The organism is Rudaea sp., from assembly GCF_036383415.1.
Classification (GTDB): Bacteria; Pseudomonadota; Gammaproteobacteria; order Xanthomonadales; family Rhodanobacteraceae; genus Rudaea.
In genome coordinates, this window is record NZ_DASVOK010000393.1 from 1 (window position 1) to 17,223 (window position 17,223).

Sequence of the window (17,223 nt, forward strand, 5' to 3'; positions counted from 1 at the left end):
CGTTCGCGCGGTCGAGTTGCCAGAGGCCGAGTCGCACGAACAGCGCGATGCCGGCGAGCGTCAACACGACGGCGAACCACGACGGCCGCTGCCAGCGCCGCGCAGTCATGGCGCGCATGGCTTCATCATGGCGGCGCTATACTGTTTCATCATTGTTACGATGCGACCGCGCCTATCGCCATGTGGACCAAGATCATCATCGTCGCGTTCCTCGCCGTCATCGTCTACAACCTCGGCTCGGGGCTGTACTACATGATGACCGACAAGAGCGGCAGCGATCGCGTGGTCAAGGCGCTGACCCGGCGCATCGGCCTGTCGGTGCTGCTGATCCTGCTCGTGATCCTCGGCATCTGGCTCGGGATCATCCAGCCGCACGATATCGGCCACTGACCTCTTTGCTGCAGACGCCACTTGGAAGGTAAAAATCGTCGCGAGCGAAGGCAGGTTGCGGGTCGCCTGCGCGCAGGAAGCGAAGCGTACTTCTAGTACGTGAGCATTCCGAGCACAGCCGGCACGCAAGCTGCCGAGCGCAGCAGATTTTTACAGCACGTAGACGAACAGGAACAAACCGAGCCACACCACGTCGACGAAGTGCCAGTACCAGGCCACGGCTTCGAAACCGAAGTGGTGGTCGCGGTCGAAATGGCCGCGCGCGCAGCGCAGCCAGATCACGATCAGCATGATCGTGCCGAGCGTCACGTGCAGGCCGTGGAAACCGGTCAGCATGAAGAAGGTCGAGCCGTACACGCCGCTGCCCAGGGTCAGATTGAGTTCCTTGTAGGCCTCGATGTACTCGTGCGCCTGATACCAGAGGAAGGTCGCGCCGAGCAGGATCGTCAAGCCGAGGAAGATCATGAGCTGGGTGCGCTTGCCCGCACGCAGCGCGTGATGCGCGATCGTGATCGTCACGCCCGAAGAGAGCAGGATCAGCGTGTTGAGCAGCGGCACGCCCCAGGCAGGAATCGTCTCGAAGGCGCCGCCGATCACGGCCGGGCCATTGGTCGGCCACGCCGGCGCATAGCCCTTCCACAGGAAGAAGTTGGTCAGGGCACCGTCGCCCTCGCCGCCGATCCACGGCACCGACAGCGCGCGCGCGTAGAACAGCGCGCCGAAGAACGCGGCGAAGAACATCACCTCGGAGAAGATGAACCACATCATGCCCATGCGGAACGAGGTGTCGACCTGCTTGTTGTAGGTGCCGGCGACCGACTCGCGGATGACCGTGCCGAACCAGCCGAACACCATGAACAGGATGATCGCGATGCCGAGCAGCATCGTCACCTTGCCGGCGGGGTGCTCGTTCAGCCAGAACGCGGCGCCGCCGAGCGTGAACAGCAGGCCGAACGAGCCGACGATCGGCCACTTCGTGCCGTGTGGGACGTAATAGACGTTGGGATCTGCGTGGGCGGCGTCTGACATGGGGAATTCCAATTACGTCTTGTTGATGGCGGATTTTAGTTGAAAAGTGCAGCCATGGATGGCTGCTTTTTGATCTTCGCGATCACGGATGATCGCACTAGCTGTTCGGCGCCGCCGCGGCGGCCTGGGAGGCCAAACGCTTGGTGGCGATTTCGTTGTTGTAAAAAGTATACGACAGCGTCAGCTGCTTGATGTCGGCCGGCAGCTTCGGATCGACGATGAAGCGCACGGGCATGCGCCGCGATTCGCCGGCCTGCAGGGTCTGCTCGGTGAAGCAGAAACATTCGGTCTTGTTGAAGTACAGCGAGGCGCGATTCGGCGCGATGCTCGGCACGGCGTTGCCGACGATCGCGTCGGGCGCGAGGTTGCTCGCATCGAACCAGGCTTCAGTGAGCACGCCCGGATGCACCTTGACGTTGAACACTTCCGGCGCGAATTTCCACTTCAACGCGCTGTTGACGTTGCCGACGAACTGCACCTCGACGAGACGCGCATCGTCTTCCTTGAACGCCGCGACCTTGGCGCCGTCGGCGACCTTGTTCTCGTACTTGATGCCGAAGATGTGCTCGCAGGCGATGCGGTAGATCGGTGGCATCACGCGGAAGCCGAACAGGAACGAGGCGACGCAGACGATCACGGCGATCTTGACCACGCGCCAGTTCTTCTTTTGACCGGGCGTCGCGCTCATGGGTGGTGTGCGCTCAGGAAGGTCTGCACGAAGAACAGCACGAACACCGCCAGGGCCACGCCCGCGACAATCCACGCCGTGCGGCGCGCGGCGGCGCGGCGGCGGTCGAGATCGTTGGCGGGTACTTGCTGCATGGCTTCCAACATTGTTCTTTTCGTCATCCCAGCGAAAGCTGGAATCCGACATTTTCGTTATGCCGGCCACAAGCCGGCATTCAATTTATCTTTCCGCTCCTGCTCCAATGCGAATCGAGGCAAGAGATTAAATCGAATGTCGGCTTACGCCGACGGCCTTTCCGTCGGATCCCAGCTTGCGCTAGGATGACGAGCAAAAAATCAGTGCGTCACATCACCGTGCGCGAGCATGCCCGGCTTGATCACCGGCGGCGTGGTGTAGGTATGGTGCGGTGCCGGCGAGGGCACTTCCCATTCCAGACCATGCGCACCTTCCCACGGACGCTGCGGCGCGATCGCCCCCGATTTCTTCGACATCCAGAAGATGGCGATCATCATGAACGGCGTCAGGAACATGCCGAAGGCGCCGATCGACGAGACCAGGTTCCAGTCGGCGAACGCAACGTTGTAGTCGGGGATGCGGCGCGGCATGCCGGCGAGGCCGAGGAAGTGCTGCGGGAAGAAGGTGAGATTCACGAACACCATCGTCCACCAGAAATGGAACTTGCCCCAGGTCTCGTTGACCATGCGGCCGGTCCACTTCGGCCACCAATAGTAGATCGCGGCGATGATCGAGAAGATCGCGCCGGTCACGAGCACGTAGTGGAAATGCGCGACGACGAAGTAGGTGTCGTGGTACTGGAAGTCGGCCGGCACGATCGCGAGCATGAGGCCGGAGAAGCCGCCGATCGTGAACAGGATGACGAAGCCGATCGCCCACAGCATCGGCGTCTCGAACGTCATCGAGCCCTTCCACATCGTCGACACCCAGTTGAACACCTTCACGCCGGTCGGGATCGCGATCAGCATCGTCGAGTACATGAAGAACAGTTCGCCGCCGAGCGGCATGCCGACAGTGAACATGTGATGCGCCCAGACGATGAACGAGAGGAACGCGATCGAGGCCACCGCGTAGACCATCGCCTGGTAGCCGAACAGCGGCTTGCGCGCGAAGGTCGGGATGATCTCCGACACGATGCCGAACGCCGGCAGGATCATGATGTAGACCTCGGGGTGACCGAAGAACCAGAAGATGTGCTGGAACATCACCGGGTCGCCGCCGCCGGCCGCATTGAAGAAGCTCGTGCCGAAGAACTTGTCGGTGAGCAGCATCGTCACCGCGCCCGCGAGCACGGGCATGACCGCGATCAGCAGGAACGCCGTGATCAGCCAGGTCCAGGTGAACAGCGGCATCTTGAGCAGGTCGACGCCCGGCGCGCGCAGGTTGAGGATCGTCGCGATGATGTTGATCGCGCCCATGATCGAGGAGATACCCATCATGTGCACGGCGAACACCATGAACGCGACCGAGGCGCCGCCCTGCAGCGCGAGTGGCGGATACATCGTCCAGCCGCCGGCCGGACCACCGCCCGGCATGAACAGCGTGCCGAGCAGCATGAGGAAGGCGAACGGCATGATCCAGAACGACCAGTTGTTCATGCGCGGCAGCGCCATGTCGGGCGCGCCGATCTGCAGCGGAATCATCCAGTTGGCGAGGCCGACGAAGGCCGGCATGACCGCGCCGAAGATCATCACGAGCGCATGCAGCGTCGTCATCTGGTTGAAGAAGTACGGCTGCACATGCTGCAGACCGGGTGCGGCCAGCTCGGCGCGAATCACCACCGACATCGCCGCGCCGATACAGGCCATGGTGAAGGCGAAGACCAGGTACAGCGTACCGATGTCCTTGTGATTGGTCGTGAACAGCCAGCGATCGAGAAAGCCCTCGGGCTTGTGGTCGTGATCGTCGTGGGCGTGGTCGTCTGCGTGCGCGGCGGTGTTGGCCATGGCGTTTGTCTCTTGAATACTGCTTGTATGCGCTCGTCCCTGATCGCGAGGATCAAAAAGCGGTCATCCTGACCGCACTTTTCAATAAAGCTTAACCGTTCGACGGCGCAGCGGAGGAAGTCTGTTGCGCGACCGGCGCAGCGGCGGGCGTAGCGGGCGTGGCATTTGAAGGTGCCGCTTGCGCAGCTTCCTGCTGGTCAAGCCACGCCTTGAACTCCTCCGGCGGCACGGCCTTCACCACGATCGGCATGAAGCCGTGGTCCTGGCCGCACAGCTCGGCGCACTGGCCGCGATAGATGCCGGGCTCGGAGATGTTGGTCCACGTGTCGTTGATGATTCCGGGGATCGCGTCGGATTTCCAGCCGAGCGCCGGCACCCACCAGGAATGGATCACGTCGTCGCCGGTGATGACGAAGCGGACCTTGGTGTTGGTCGGCAGCACGAGCGGCTTGTCGACGTCGAGCAGGTAGGTGTTCTCGCCCTGCGCATTCTTCACGCTGTTCGGATCGAGGCCGGAGCGCAGCTGGCGCGTGCGGTCGCTGTCGCCGGCGAGCTTGGAGACGAAGCGCACGTGGTAGGGCTTGTCGCCCCAGTTGATGTAGTCGTAGCCCCACTTCCACTGGTAGCCGGTGACTTTCACCGTCATCTGCGATTCGTTGGTATAGGCTTCGCTGATCAGGACCTTGGTCGCCGGATAGGCCATGATGACGAGGATCAGGATCGGCACGATCGTCCAGATCGTCTCGGCAACGGTGTTGTGGCTCCACGTCGCCGCAACGGCACCCTTCGACTTGCGGAACTTGAACATCGCGATGAACATCGCGCCGAACACGATCAGGCCGATGATCACGCAGACCCACAGCGAGAGCATGTGCAGCTGATAGGCCTCGTGCGAGGTCTGGGTCACGCCCGGATGCATGTTGAGCTGCCACGGTGCGCGTTCGGCCGCAGCAAAGGCCCACGAACAGCCCGCCATCAGCACGGTGCCCAATCCCCACTTGCCGAAATTTCGCATCGTAAACATCCCAGGAATTTTAGTAGTCCGCCCGTGGCTGACGCCTTGCATCCACGAGCATTTCATTCAATTGCCGCGCCAGCCCGGCGCGTTCGGCTTCGTTCAAGAACTTGCCGACTTCCACCTCGCGTCCGTGCGAGCGCAACACCAGCCGGCTCGCCCATCCGAAATGGCGGCCCGGCAACAACTCCACCCGCACCCAGCATGGATTGAACCGCAGCGGCGGCGCGGAGCCGTCCATGCGCTTCACTTCCAGCCCCGATGCACTCAGCGTAATCACCTCGCCCGCGGCGCTTCGGCGCCAGACGCGGCTCAGGACATACGCCACCACACACCAATCCAGCACCGCGAAATACGGCGCGAACACATTGCCGCGCCAGGCGGCGAGCCCGGCAAAGGCAGCCATCGCCATGCCTTGCAGCGCGAGAAACAGCCATAGGCCCGCGCGCGTCATTGAACGGTGCGGCAGGACCAACAGCCTCGCCGGCAAGGTCGACTTCGTCGCTTGCAGCGTCTCGCCCATGATGCGCTCGAGCCATTACAGCCCATAAATGATAGTGAGCGCGCCGAAACCGGGCAAGAGAAAATACGGTTTCGGCGCGTCATGACAGTGCCGCTGCAGCTGTGTCCGCGCCACCTCTGTGGCATTTTGCCCCACCCTTGCCACCTCCCGTGAGCGAGCCGTTACCGCGGCAAATCGCGCGGATCGCACCGAATACGTATGCAGTTTCCTTCGCTCGCTTGCCGCGCGCGCTAAGCTTCCGCGCAACGACAAGGTGGAACGCGCGTGACGCGCAAACCGCCGCGGGGAGCCGAATTTTCATGTCCGATCCAGCCTGGTGGCGCGGCGCCGTCATCTATCAAATCTATCCGCGCAGTTTTCTCGATACCGACGGCAACGGCGTCGGCGACCTGCCCGGCATCATCGAAAAGCTCGACTACGTCGCCAGCCTCGGCGTCGACGCGATCTGGATCAGTCCGTTCTTTTTGTCGCCGATGGCCGATTTCGGCTACGACATCGCCGACTATCGCGAGGTCGACCCGCTGTTCGGCACGATGGCCGACTTCGACCGCCTGCTCGCCAAGGCGCATGCGCTCGGCCTCAAGGTGATGATCGACCAGGTGCTCAGTCACACCTCGAACGCGCACGCCTGGTTCCGCGAAAGCCGCGAAGACCGCAGCAACGCGAAGGCCGACTGGTACGTCTGGGCCGACGCGCGCGACGACGGCACGCCGCCGAACAACTGGATGAGCCTGTTCGGTGGCGTCGCCTGGCGCTGGGAGCCGCGCCGCGGTCAGTACTACCTGCACAACTTCCTCGCCGCGCAACCCGACCTGAATTTCCACAATCCGGAAGTGCGCAAGGCCACGCTGGACAACCTGCGCTTCTGGCTCGACAAGGGCGTCGACGCATTCCGCCTCGATGCGATCAACTTCTGCTTCCACGACGCGCAACTGCGCGACAACCCGGCCAAGCCAGCGGAAAAACGTGTCGGCCGCGGCTTCTCGCCCGACAATCCCTACGCGTTTCAGTATCACTACTACAACAACACGCGACCGGAAAACCTCGGCTTCATGGAAGACCTGCGCCGGCTGACCGACGAATATCCGGGCACGGCGACGCTCGGCGAGATCTCGTCGGAGGACTCGCTCGCAACCACGGCCGAATACACGCGCGCCGGCCGCCTGCACATGGGCTACAGCTTCGAACTGCTGGTCGAGGATTTCTCGGCCGGCTACATCCGGCGCACGGTCGAGACGCTCGAAGCCAAGGTCGACGAGGGCTGGCCGTGTTGGGCCGTGTCCAATCACGACGTCGTGCGCGCGACGAGCCGCTGGGGCGGCGCGACGCCCTCGTCCGATTTCGTCAAATTGCTCGTCGCCCTGGTCGCCTCGCTGCGCGGCTCGGTCTGCGTCTACCAAGGCGAGGAACTCGGCCTGCCCGAGGCCGACGTGCCGTTCGAGGCGCTACAGGATCCCTACGGCATCGCCTTCTGGCCCAACTTCAAGGGCCGCGACGGCTGCCGCACGCCGATGCCGTGGCGGGACAACGGCAACGGCGCGGGATTCACCAGCGCGGACAAATCCTGGCTGCCGATTCCCGCCGCGCATCGCGCGCTCGCGGTCACCCGGCAGGAAGCCGACGCCGCCTCGCCGCTCAACGCGTTCCGCCAATTCCTGCGCTGGCGCAAGGTACATGCAGCACTCGTGCTCGGCGACATCCGCTTCCTCGATGCGGACGAGCCCGTACTGATGTTCACGCGCACGCACGCCAAGGAAACCTTGCTCGTCGCGCTCAATCTCGGCGCGATCGAGGTCGCCGCACCTGCTCCGCGCGGCCTGCGACTCGAACAGATAGCTTGTCCCGGCCCGAGCAATGGACGCATCGAGGCCGCCCATCTGGTGTTGCCCGCTCACGCCGTGGTCTATGCTCGCGTCTCTACGCTTTAGTCGAGACGCGCTGCCATGAACTTCGCTCGCACCTTGCTCGTCGTGGCCTTGGCCTGCGCGGCATCCACCGTCGTCGCGGCCGATCCGGACTGGCAAACGTCGCTCAAATTCGCCGATCGCAGCGCAACCGCCAAGACGGAAAAGAACGGCTATCGCCTCGACTCGAACGGCCATGCGCGCACGATCGCCACGCAACCGCTGCGCAGCGAAACGGCGAGCTCCATCGTCGACGCACTGTTCGCGCTCGCTCAAGCCGAAGCCGCCGAGGCGCGCACCAAGCAACTCACCGACGGCGCCTACAACCACGGCAAGCCGATTCCCTGCGACTGCTTCGTCACCGGCGTGAAGTGGCCGTTCGTATGGACGCGCGATTCGGCGTATTCGATCGACCTCGCGCTTGGCTGGCTCGATCCGGCGCGCGCGCGGCGCACGCTCGAGTTCAAGCTCTCCGACGTGCGCGAGCCGTCTGCGCCGCAGGGCCTCTACGTCGTGCAGGACACGGGTTCGGGCGGCAGCTGGCCGATCTCGACCGATCGCGTCGTCTGGTTTCTCGGCGCACGCGGCCTGCTCGACGACAAGGCCTTCGCCGACGAGACGTACAAGGCGCTGAAGGACACGCTCGCGCAGGACAGGCAGTACGCGTTCGACGCGCAATCCGGCCTCTACCGCGGCGAGACCTCGTTCCTCGACTGGCGCGAGCAGACCTATCCGGTCTGGACCGAAAAGAACGTGCGCTTCATCGCCGAGTCGTTCGCGTTGTCGACCAACGTGCTGCACTACGAAGCCTTGCGTTTGGCGGTAAAGATGGCCAAATCGCGCAACGATTCCGCGACTGCCGGGCAATACCAGGGCGAAGCCGCCGCGCTGCGCGCTGCGATCGACACGCATTTCTGGCGCGAGGATCGCGGCCTCTACATGAGCTATATCGGCGCGGCCGATGGCCCGCAGACGATCGAAGCCTACGACCTGCTGGGCACGGCACTCGCAATCCTCGCCGACATTCCCGCGCCCGAGCGCGCGCGCAAGGCGCTGGCCAACTATCCGACCTGGCCGGCAGGCAGCCCCGTGATCTGGCCCGAGCATCGCGACGCGGCGATCTATCACAACCGCGCGATCTGGCCGTTCGTCAGCGCCTATGCGCTGCACGCTGCGCGCAAGCTCGACGACGCGAACCGCATCGCGCACGAACTGCGCTCGATCCTGCAGGGCGCGGCGCTGTCGGGATCGAACTACGAGAACTACGAACTGGTCAGCGGCGCCGTGCACGTCGAGGACGGCAAGTGGAGCGGCCCGGTCGTCAACTCGCCGCGCCAGCTCTGGTCGGTTGCGGCGATGCTCGATGCGATCGTGCAAGGAGTATTCGGCGTCGACGGCGACAAGGTCGAGCCGAAGATTCCGGTCGAACTCGTGACCATGCTGTTCGGCGAGCGCGGCGACATTCGCCTGCATCTGCCCGGCCGTGAAATCACGCTGGCCAAGCCGGTGCAACTCGACAAGGAAGACAACTTGCTTGTCGCCGGTGGGACGAAGCGCGACGGTAAAAATATCCGCGTGATCCTGCGCGGCACGAAAGTCGCTTCTTCATCGCTGAAGCTGAGTGCGCCGGAATTCGCGCCCGATACGCCGGAAATCATTCCCACGGCGCCGAAGATCGTCGACGGCAGCCACGCACCCGTGCGCTTCTGGCTCGACAACAAGCTCGCACAAACCTGGAAGCCCGGCGGCGAACAGGCATTGAAGAGCATCGAGATCGCCGACACCACGGCGCTGCAAAGCCTGTGGACGACGCGCGTCGATCCGTCGACGCTGCTCGAATCGCTGCCCGGTCCCATCGTCCGTCTCGGCCAATTCGATGACGTCGGCGGCGCCTGGCCGCGCGCGTGGACGGCGAAGCACGACGGCCGCTACCAGTTGCGCCTCGGCTACGAGAACAAACATGGCCCGATCAACACCGGCGTCACCGCCGCGGTGAAGATGCTCGCGATCGATTGCGAAGGTGCGGCGAAGCAGAGCGCGCCGATCGTCATGCCGCACAGCGTCGCGAAGGACTTTTCCACCGCCGCCGCGTTCGAGGCGAAGGCCGGGAAAAAGTGTACTTTTAGCCTCGGACAAGGCTTCAACATGAGCTTCCTGTCGCGCAACAAGCTCTACACCGGCGAACAGGGCGGCGAAAGCGGCCCGCTCAACGAGGCCGACTACGGCGAGTTGCGCATCGTGCCGTTGAAGTAACGCACCCGGAAACGACGAGCAAGAGAATGCGCACCAAGCCCGCCCTGAGCTTCTGGCAAATCTGGAACATGTGTTTCGGATTCCTCGGCATCCAGTTCGGCTTCGCCCTGCAGAATTCGAACGTCAGCCGCATCTTCCAGACGCTCGGCGCGAGCGTGGACGACATTCCGGTGTTGTGGATCGCCGCACCGCTGACCGGCCTCATCGTGCAGCCCATCGTCGGCTATCTGTCCGATCGCACCTGGACGCGGCTCGGTCGGCGCCGGCCGTATTTTCTCGTCGGCGCGATCCTCGCCACGCTTGCGCTGCTGGCGATGCCGAACTCGCCGACACTGTGGGTCGCCGCCGGCCTGCTCTGGATCCTCGACGCCTCGATCAACGTCTCGATGGAGCCGTTCCGCGCCTTCGTCGGCGATCAGTTGCCGACGCCGCAGCGGCCGGCGGGCTACGCGATGCAGAGCTTCTTCATCGGCGCGGGCTCGATCGTCGCCAGCGTGCTGCCCTACGTGTTCGCCCATTTCGGCATCGCCAACACGGCCGCGGCAGGGGTCGTGCCCGATACGGTCAAATATTCGTTCTACGCCGGCGCAGCCGTGCTGTTCGGCGCGATCGCGTGGACGGTTCTGTCGACGCGCGAGTACCCGCCCGAGGCGCTGCATGCATTTTCCGATGCAACATCGATCGACGGCCCACCACCGCCCGACGCTGCACGCTCGGCCGCGTCCGGGTTGATCTGGACGCTGGTTGGTACGATCGCCGCGACTTTGGTGTGGTACTCCGGCATCGACAAGCAGCTTTATCTGATCGCCGGCATGGCCGCCGCCTACGGCTTGATCCAGCTTGCCGCGAGCGCCTTGCGCGGCGGTTTCCTCGTCGACGTGCTCGCCGACCTGCGCGCGATGCCGACGACGATGCGCCAGCTCGCCGTGGTCCAGTTCTTCTCCTGGTTCGCCCTGTTCTCGATGTGGCTTTTCGCAACGAGCGCGGTCACCTCGGTGCACTACGCCACGCACGACGCCGCGAGCGCCGCATACAACGAGGGCGCGAACTGGGTCGGCGTGCTGTTCGCCGCCTACAACGGCTTCGCCGCGATCGCCGCGATCCTGATTCCGCCAATGGCGCAGCGCTTCGGCCTGCGCGTCGCGCACCTGGTCAACCTCGTCCTCGGCGGCATCGGCCTGCTCTCGTTCCTCGTCATCCGCGACCCGCGCTGGCTGCTCGCCTCGATGGTCGGCATCGGCTTCGCCTGGGCCTCGATCCTGGCCATTCCCTACGCGCTGCTTTCGGACAGCGTGCCGGCGAAGAAGATGGGCGTGTACATGGGCATCTTCAATTTCTTCATCGTCATCCCGCAGCTTTGCGCGGCGAGCCTGCTCGGCTTCCTGCTCAAGACCTTTTTCGCCGGCGCGCCGATCGGCGCGTTCGCGATCGGCGGCGCAAGCCTGATCGTCGCCGGCCTGTGTACGTTGCGCGTGAAAGAGCCGGCATAGGATGCGATCTAGCGCACGAACGAAATTTCCTTGACGCGCTCGTTCGGCAACGGAATGCGCAGACGTTTGGCTGCGGCATCGAAAGCAACGTCGCGCGCCGCCCTCCCGTCGATCTCGACCTTCGCCGGCGCCGCATCGAGGCCGAGCAGTTCGATCGCGGCGACACGCTGGTAAGCCATCGACCCCGGAATCTCCAGCTTCACCTTGTCCGCGCCCACGGCGACCTTGATCGTGCGCGATGCACCCTTGCGATAGGCGTAGCCGTCGCCCGCATCCTGATGGATTTCGCCGGCTCCGGCGGCGCCCACGGCGACCGCGATCGTCAGCGGCGCATCCTTCATTTCACGCGTGCTCTGGATCACCGGCTGCATCGGCACGACGGCGCCGGCGCGCACGAACAGCGGCAGGCGCTCGAGCGGCGCATCGACCTTGACCGTCTTGCCGCCTTCGTAGTGCGCGCCGCTCCACCAGTCGATCCACGCATCACCTTTCGGGAAGTAGACGCTGCGCGCGCGCTGGTTCTGCACCACGACCGGCGCGACGAGCAGGTCCTGGCCAACGAGATATTCGTCATTGATGAGCAGCGCATCGACGTCCTGTGGATAGTCGAAGGCGAGTGGGCGCAATGGCGGCAAGCCGGTCTTCTCGTTCTGCGCGAACAAGGTGTAGAGGTACGGCAGCAGTCGATAGCGCAGTTCGATCGACGCCTTGTTGATGCGCTCGTACTCGCCGCCGTAGGTCCACGGCTCGCGCTGGTCGGTATCGGTAGCCGAATGCGTGCGGTAGAAAGGGGTCAGCGCGGCGGCCTGCATCCAGCGCGTGTACAGTTCCGGCGTCGTGGTCGCGGCGAAACCGCCGACGTCGGCGCCGACGAAGGCCACGCCCGAGATCGACAGATTCGTCAGCAGTGGGATCGTCAGCGCGAGATGATCCCAGCTCGCGTCGTTGTCGCCGCTCCATACCGCCGAATAGCGCTGCACGCCCGCATAGCCCGCGCGCGTGATCGTCAGCGGGCGCTTGTTCGGCGCGAGCTTGCGCAAGCCCTCGAACGTGGCGCGCACCATCTGCATGCCGAACACGTTGTGGTAGCGCGCATGCGCGCCCGGATCGCCGTCGCCGGCGTGGCGCACATCGAGCGCAAAAGTCTTCTGTGGTCCCTGCGCCAAGGCCGGTTCCCTGAAATCGTCGGCGGAGAATACGGCCGGCTCGTCCATGTCGTTCCAGAAGCCGTCGACGCCTTCGCCCAGCGGTTTCTTGTATAGATCACCCCACCAGGCGCGCGCCTTCGCGTCGGTGAAATCGGGAAACGCGCAGATGCCGGGCCAGACCTTCTCGTGCAGCTCCTTGCCGGCCGCGTCGCGCACGTAGATGCCCGCATCGCGGCCGCTGCGATAGATCGCGTAGTTCTCGTCGAGTTTCACACCCGGATCGACGATCGTGACGACGTGGAAGCCGTCGCGATGCAGCACGTCGAGCATCTTTTTCGGCTCGGGAAACGTCTGCGGATTCCAGGTGAAGACGCGATAGCCGTCCATGTGGTCGATGTCGAGATGGATCACATCGGCCGGAATCTTCTTCTCACGGAACGTGCGCGCGATCTCCTCGACCTTGGCCTGCGAAATGTACGAATAACGCGACTGCTGGTAGCCGAGCGCCCACAGCGGTGGCAGCGCGGTGCGGCCCGTCAGCGCGGTGTAGTCGCGCAGCACGTTGGCCGGCGAGCGTTCCGCGCCGCCGGTGAACACGTAGTAATTCAGTTCGCCACCGTCGGCACCGAACGCGTAACGGCGCGGATCGCTCTTGCCCATGTCGAAATGGCTGCGATACGTGTTGTCGAAGAACAAGCCATAGGCGAGGCCGTCGCGCAACGCAATGAAGAACGGGATCGTCTGGTAGAGCGGATTGGTGCCGACCGGGTACTTGTACGAATCGGTGTTCCAGTTGACCAGGAACTGCCCTTCGCGCGAGATCATCGGCAGGCCCTGCTCGCCGAAACCGTAGTACAGTTCATAGGCGCCGCGCTGCTTGGACGCCTCGACCGCGCCGGTCGCGGCGTCGAAGGCCATCGGCCGCGCCGGATCGTCGGCAACGACCACACGACCTTGCGCGTCGTAGACCGTGATCGACAGCATCGGCCGTTTCTGCACGACGACGCGTGCGCCGCTTGCCGCGGCGCGCAATTCGCTGCGCTCGGCGTTGTCGTCGAACTCGAATTTTGCCGGCACCGATGCGGTGTCGACGCGCGCGTAGGAAAAGTCGCGACCGAGCTTGCCATCGGCGCCCATGCGCACGCGCACCACGTCCGCCGTTACGAAGCTCACGACCACCTGCGCTCCGCCCGCCGTGGCGAACGACACTTCGTCTCCCGATCGCTTCGCCTGCGTCGCCGCGCCGACGCCTTGCCATGCCGCCTGTGCCGGCAGGCTCGCCAACGGCGACAGCAGGGCCAAGCCTGCCATCCACTTCTTCATGCGCATCGTCCGTCCTCCCCGACGTTTTTCGTGCCGCGATGATGGCCCAGCCGCCCGGCGAAATCTGCCGCATACGAATGCGCAAACACAATGAATACGTATGCGAAAAATTGTAAGCCCGCGGCGGCGCGACTAGGCTAGCCGAGGTTAAGCGAACGTAAATACGATCCGGCATCTGGCGTTCATGCGGATCAAGAAAATCGACAGAAACGACGGCGCGGATGCTACCGCGACCATCTCGACAACTCCGGGGAGGACACATGACATTCAAGCGCAATCTGCTGACGCTCGCCGTCGCATCGGTTCTGGTCAGCGGCATGCATTCCGCACGTGCGGCGGATGCCCCCGCTCCGGACCAGCAGGCAACCGCCACGCCGGGCACGGACGACGCGGCGAAGAAGAAAGAGGACCAGGCCGCCGAACTCGGCACGGTCACGGTCACCGGCGTGCGCGCCGCGATCGAGCGCGCGATTTCGATCAAGCAGAACTCGAACGAGATCGTCGAGGCCATCTCGGCCGAAGACATCGGCAAACTGCCGGACAACTCGATCGCCGAATCGCTCGCGCGCCTGCCCGGCCTCGCCGCGCAGCGCGTTGCCGGTCGTGCCTCGACGGTGAGCCTGCGCGGCTTCGCCGGCGACTTCTCCGGCACCCTGCTCAACGGCCGCGAACAGGTCTCGACCGGCGACAACCGCGCGATCGAGTTCGACCAGTATCCGTCCGAACTGCTCAGCGGCGTGGTCGTCTACAAGACGCCGGAAGCCTCGCTGGTCGGCCAGGGCATCGCCGGCACGATCGCGATGCAGTCGGTGCGCCCGCTTGACTACAACAAGCAGGTGGTCCAGGTCGGTGCGCGCGGTGAAGCGCTGTCGAACAGCAGCGTGAATGCGAATACCGATTCGAAGGGTTATCGCGTCAACGCCTCGTACATCGACCAGTACCTCGATCACACGCTCGGCCTCGCCATCGGTTATGCGCGTCTGCAGTCGCCGACCCAGGACACGCGCTGGGAAGCCTGGGGTTATACCGGTGTCACCGTGCCCGCGGGCACGCCCGGCATGACCAGCGGCGACACGGCGCAGGCGCTCGGCGGCACCAAGGTCTATGCCGACTCGACCGAGGGCACGCGCGATGCGCTGATGACCACGCTCGAATGGCGTCCGAACGACCAGTACACGAGCACGCTCGACCTGTATTACTCGAAGTTCAACCAGAAGCTCGTCTACGGCGGCTTCGAAGCCGGTCTGCCCTGGGGCAGCGGCACCGTGCTGACGAACCCGGTCGTTTCGAACGGCCAGCTGGTCGCCGGCACCTGGGCCAACGTCAAGCCGGTCCTGCGCGAGGAAGTCGATCACCACGACGACAAGATCCGCTCGATCGGCTGGAACAACAAGCTGCGCTTCGGCGACGGCTGGGAAGCTTCCGCCGACCTCAGCTACAGCAAGGCCAACAGCTCGCAATCGCTGATGGAAGAATATGCCGGCACGCCGAAGAACGGCGGAGCGACAGACACCTGGAATTTCAGCATCGACCCGAGCACGGGCCTGCCGCACTTCGGCGTCGGCCTGAACTACGCCGATCCGAATCTGATCAAGCTGACCGACTCGGGCGGCTGGGGCCAGGACGGCTACCTCAAGTTCCCGAAGACCAGTGACGAGCTGAAGGCCGCGCGCGTCGATTTGAGCCGCGACATCAACAGCCCGATCAGCAAGGTCTCGGCCGGCATCAACTACAACGAGCGCACGAAGACCCGTCATTCCGACGAATACTTCATGGACCTGCCCGGCAGTTCGCAGGGCCACACGGGTGTCGCCGTCAGCGTGCCGGCGAGCTGCCTCACCTCGTCGACCTACCTCGGCTACGTCGGCTTCCCGAGCATCGTCAGCTGGGATCCGGACTGCGCCTACCATCAGACCTACTCGCTGCAGCAGTTCACCCACAAGGACATCTACAACAAGGACTGGACGGTCAACGAAAAGGTCGGCACCGCCTACCTCAAGTTCGACATCGATACCGAGGTGGCGGGTCTGCCGCTGCGCGGCAACGTCGGCGCGCAGTACGTGCACGTCAACCAGAACGCGGATGCGGTTGCCACGACCGAAGCCTCCGGTTCGGTCGTCGCCAACCCCGTGCACGCCGGAACGAGCTACAGCAATTTCCTGCCGAGCCTGAACCTCGTGCTCACGCTGCCGCAGGAGAACTACCTGCGCTTCGGTGCCGGTCGCGAAATGGCGCGTCCGCGCATGGATTACATGCGCGCGAATTTCGACTACGGCATCAATACGCAGGCGAGCGGTACCGTCAACGTGTTTCCCTGCACCGGGTCCGACGGGATAGTCCATCCGCATTGCCGCATCGAAGGCAGCGGCGGCAATCCGAAGCTGAAGCCGTTCCTCGCCGACGCCTACGACCTCTCGTATGAAAAATACTGGGAGACCAAGGCCTATGTTTCGGCGACCTACTTCTTCAAGTCGCTCAAGACCTACGTCTACAATCAGAATGTCCTGTTCGACTACACCGGCTTGCCGACCAGTTCGTTCAACGGCATCGTGCCGGGCTCGTACCAGGGCATCGCCACGGTGCCGCAGAACGGCACGGGTGGCTACATGCGCGGTTACGAACTGACCGCGTCGATGCCGCTCGACGTGCTCTGGGAGCCGCTGGACGGTTTCGGCGTACTGGCAAGCTACGCCAATACGCACAGCAGCATCTGCCCCGGCGGTCCGGGCAGCTGCGGTCCGTTCCCCGGCCTGTCCAAGTATGTCTCGCAGGCGACGATCTACTACGAGAAGGCCGGTTTCTCCGTGCGCATGGCGGCGACGCACCGCTCGTCCTACCTCGGCGAAGTGCAGGCGTTCGGCGCCGACCTCGAGCTGCATCCGATCGACAAGGAGACGGTGGCGGACTTCCAGCTCGGCTACACGATTCCGACCGGCAAGTACGAAGGACTCAACTTTCTGCTCCAGGTGCAGAACCTGTTCAACGAGCCCTACCGCGAATCGTACGGCCCCGGAGAACCGCGTCAATACACGATCTACGGCCGCCGCGTCCTGCTCGGCGTCAACTACAAGTTCTAAAGGCGTATCCCCTGACGCGCCCTCCAACCACCCGCCGGGCCGGCCCCGGCGGGTTTTTTTTGCCTTGCGTCCGTGGGGCGAGGGTTGTGCGCGGGCATGGCGTGTGCGGTCACGGCACAGCCGAAACTCAAATCCTGCGCCGGCCGACTCAGACTACGGCGGTCGCGTAGCGGAATGTCGCCATGGCGAGCACGGCGACGCCGAGCAGGCCCGCGGCGAGGCGCGCGCCGAGCACCTGGCGCCGGCGCAGCGTGTCGATGCGACGCAGCGTGTCCTGATCCGGTGCCGCGCCCGGCACGAATGTCTGCTGCAAGCGTCCGAGCTCGATGCCTGCCGGCCGGCCGAGGAGGACGCCGACCCCGATCGACAGAATCGCCGCCAGCGCGCCGGTCTTGAGGACGAAGCTGCTCGTGGACGCGTCC

The 17,223-nt window shown here is 64.2% G+C and carries 13 protein-coding genes; 5 read left to right on the forward strand and 8 right to left on the reverse strand.

What is annotated here, in order from left to right:
• Nucleotides 1-180 precede the first annotated feature (180 nt).
• Nucleotides 181-390, forward strand: coding sequence for a twin transmembrane helix small protein (locus tag VF497_RS14455; RefSeq protein WP_330889925.1), 210 nt, complete (start codon nucleotides 181-183; stop codon nucleotides 388-390).
• A 150-nt stretch (nucleotides 391-540) separates the two neighbouring features.
• On the opposite strand, the gene VF497_RS14460 is transcribed toward VF497_RS14455, so the two are convergent.
• The 6 genes from VF497_RS14460 to VF497_RS14485 form a co-directional block, all read right to left on the reverse strand.
• Nucleotides 541-1,419: a cytochrome c oxidase subunit 3 gene (locus tag VF497_RS14460; protein WP_330889927.1), complete on the reverse strand. Its 879-nt coding sequence runs from the start codon at nucleotides 1,417-1,419 to the stop codon at nucleotides 541-543.
• Between the two features lie 97 nt (nucleotides 1,420-1,516).
• Complete coding sequence (locus tag VF497_RS14465; protein ID WP_330889929.1) at nucleotides 1,517-2,107, reverse strand: cytochrome c oxidase assembly protein; 591 nt, start codon at nucleotides 2,105-2,107, stop codon at nucleotides 1,517-1,519.
• Nucleotides 2,104-2,241, reverse strand: a complete 138-nt coding sequence (locus VF497_RS14470; RefSeq protein WP_330889931.1) for a hypothetical protein — start codon at nucleotides 2,239-2,241, stop codon at nucleotides 2,104-2,106. The genes VF497_RS14465 and VF497_RS14470 overlap by 4 nt, the downstream gene beginning before the upstream one ends.
• Before the next feature lie 201 nt (nucleotides 2,242-2,442).
• Complete coding sequence (gene ctaD, locus VF497_RS14475; RefSeq protein ID WP_330889933.1) at nucleotides 2,443-4,068, reverse strand: cytochrome c oxidase subunit I; 1,626 nt, start codon at nucleotides 4,066-4,068, stop codon at nucleotides 2,443-2,445.
• Between the two features lie 91 nt (nucleotides 4,069-4,159).
• Nucleotides 4,160-5,083: a cytochrome c oxidase subunit II gene (coxB, locus tag VF497_RS14480; protein ID WP_330889949.1), complete on the reverse strand. Its 924-nt coding sequence runs from the start codon at nucleotides 5,081-5,083 to the stop codon at nucleotides 4,160-4,162.
• Nucleotides 5,084-5,102: 19 nt separating this feature from the next.
• Nucleotides 5,103-5,606: a DUF2244 domain-containing protein gene (locus VF497_RS14485; RefSeq protein WP_330889935.1), complete on the reverse strand. Its 504-nt coding sequence runs from the start codon at nucleotides 5,604-5,606 to the stop codon at nucleotides 5,103-5,105.
• A gap of 299 nt (nucleotides 5,607-5,905) precedes the next feature.
• Here VF497_RS14485 and VF497_RS14490 point away from each other — a divergent pair, with 299 nt between their 5' ends.
• From VF497_RS14490 to VF497_RS14500, 3 genes are read left to right on the forward strand one after another with little or no spacing between them, the layout of a single operon-like run.
• Nucleotides 5,906-7,534 (forward strand): alpha-glucosidase family protein, encoded by a 1,629-nt coding sequence (locus VF497_RS14490; RefSeq protein ID WP_330889937.1) that lies wholly within the window; start codon nucleotides 5,906-5,908, stop codon nucleotides 7,532-7,534.
• A 15-nt stretch (nucleotides 7,535-7,549) separates the two neighbouring features.
• On the forward strand, nucleotides 7,550-9,763 hold the full coding sequence (locus VF497_RS14495; protein ID WP_330889939.1) for an MGH1-like glycoside hydrolase domain-containing protein: 2,214 nt from the start codon (nucleotides 7,550-7,552) through the stop codon (nucleotides 9,761-9,763).
• A gap of 26 nt (nucleotides 9,764-9,789) precedes the next feature.
• Complete coding sequence (locus VF497_RS14500) at nucleotides 9,790-11,253, forward strand: MFS transporter (protein ID WP_330889941.1); 1,464 nt, start codon at nucleotides 9,790-9,792, stop codon at nucleotides 11,251-11,253.
• An 8-nt stretch (nucleotides 11,254-11,261) separates the two neighbouring features.
• Here the strand turns inward: VF497_RS14500 and VF497_RS14505 are convergent, their stop codons facing one another.
• Nucleotides 11,262-13,730, reverse strand: a complete 2,469-nt coding sequence (locus tag VF497_RS14505) for a TIM-barrel domain-containing protein (RefSeq protein WP_330889943.1) — start codon at nucleotides 13,728-13,730, stop codon at nucleotides 11,262-11,264.
• A 254-nt stretch (nucleotides 13,731-13,984) separates the two neighbouring features.
• Between VF497_RS14505 and VF497_RS14510 the strand changes: the two genes are divergently transcribed.
• Nucleotides 13,985-16,801 (forward strand): TonB-dependent receptor, encoded by a 2,817-nt coding sequence (locus VF497_RS14510; protein ID WP_330889945.1) that lies wholly within the window; start codon nucleotides 13,985-13,987, stop codon nucleotides 16,799-16,801.
• A 148-nt stretch (nucleotides 16,802-16,949) separates the two neighbouring features.
• Here the strand turns inward: VF497_RS14510 and VF497_RS14515 are convergent.
• Nucleotides 16,950-17,223: hypothetical protein (locus tag VF497_RS14515; RefSeq protein WP_330889947.1), on the reverse strand; the 274-nt coding region annotated here is incomplete at its 5' end.

Coding starts and splice junctions, on each gene's coding strand:
- VF497_RS14510 (WP_330889945.1), top strand. CDS start 13,985: ATGACATTCAAGCGCAATCTGCTGACGCTCGCCGTCGCATCGGTTCTG.
- coxB (WP_330889949.1), bottom strand. CDS start 5,083: ATGCGAAATTTCGGCAAGTGGGGATTGGGCACCGTGCTGATGGCGGGC.
- VF497_RS14460 (WP_330889927.1), bottom strand. CDS start 1,419: ATGTCAGACGCCGCCCACGCAGATCCCAACGTCTATTACGTCCCACAC.
- VF497_RS14465 (WP_330889929.1), bottom strand. CDS start 2,107: ATGAGCGCGACGCCCGGTCAAAAGAAGAACTGGCGCGTGGTCAAGATC.
- VF497_RS14495 (WP_330889939.1), top strand. CDS start 7,550: ATGAACTTCGCTCGCACCTTGCTCGTCGTGGCCTTGGCCTGCGCGGCA.
- VF497_RS14490 (WP_330889937.1), top strand. CDS start 5,906: ATGTCCGATCCAGCCTGGTGGCGCGGCGCCGTCATCTATCAAATCTAT.
- VF497_RS14470 (WP_330889931.1), bottom strand. CDS start 2,241: ATGCAGCAAGTACCCGCCAACGATCTCGACCGCCGCCGCGCCGCCGCG.
- VF497_RS14455 (WP_330889925.1), top strand. CDS start 181: ATGTGGACCAAGATCATCATCGTCGCGTTCCTCGCCGTCATCGTCTAC.
- VF497_RS14500 (WP_330889941.1), top strand. CDS start 9,790: ATGCGCACCAAGCCCGCCCTGAGCTTCTGGCAAATCTGGAACATGTGT.
- VF497_RS14485 (WP_330889935.1), bottom strand. CDS start 5,606: ATGGGCGAGACGCTGCAAGCGACGAAGTCGACCTTGCCGGCGAGGCTG.
- VF497_RS14505 (WP_330889943.1), bottom strand. CDS start 13,730: ATGCGCATGAAGAAGTGGATGGCAGGCTTGGCCCTGCTGTCGCCGTTG.
- ctaD (WP_330889933.1), bottom strand. CDS start 4,068: ATGGCCAACACCGCCGCGCACGCAGACGACCACGCCCACGACGATCAC.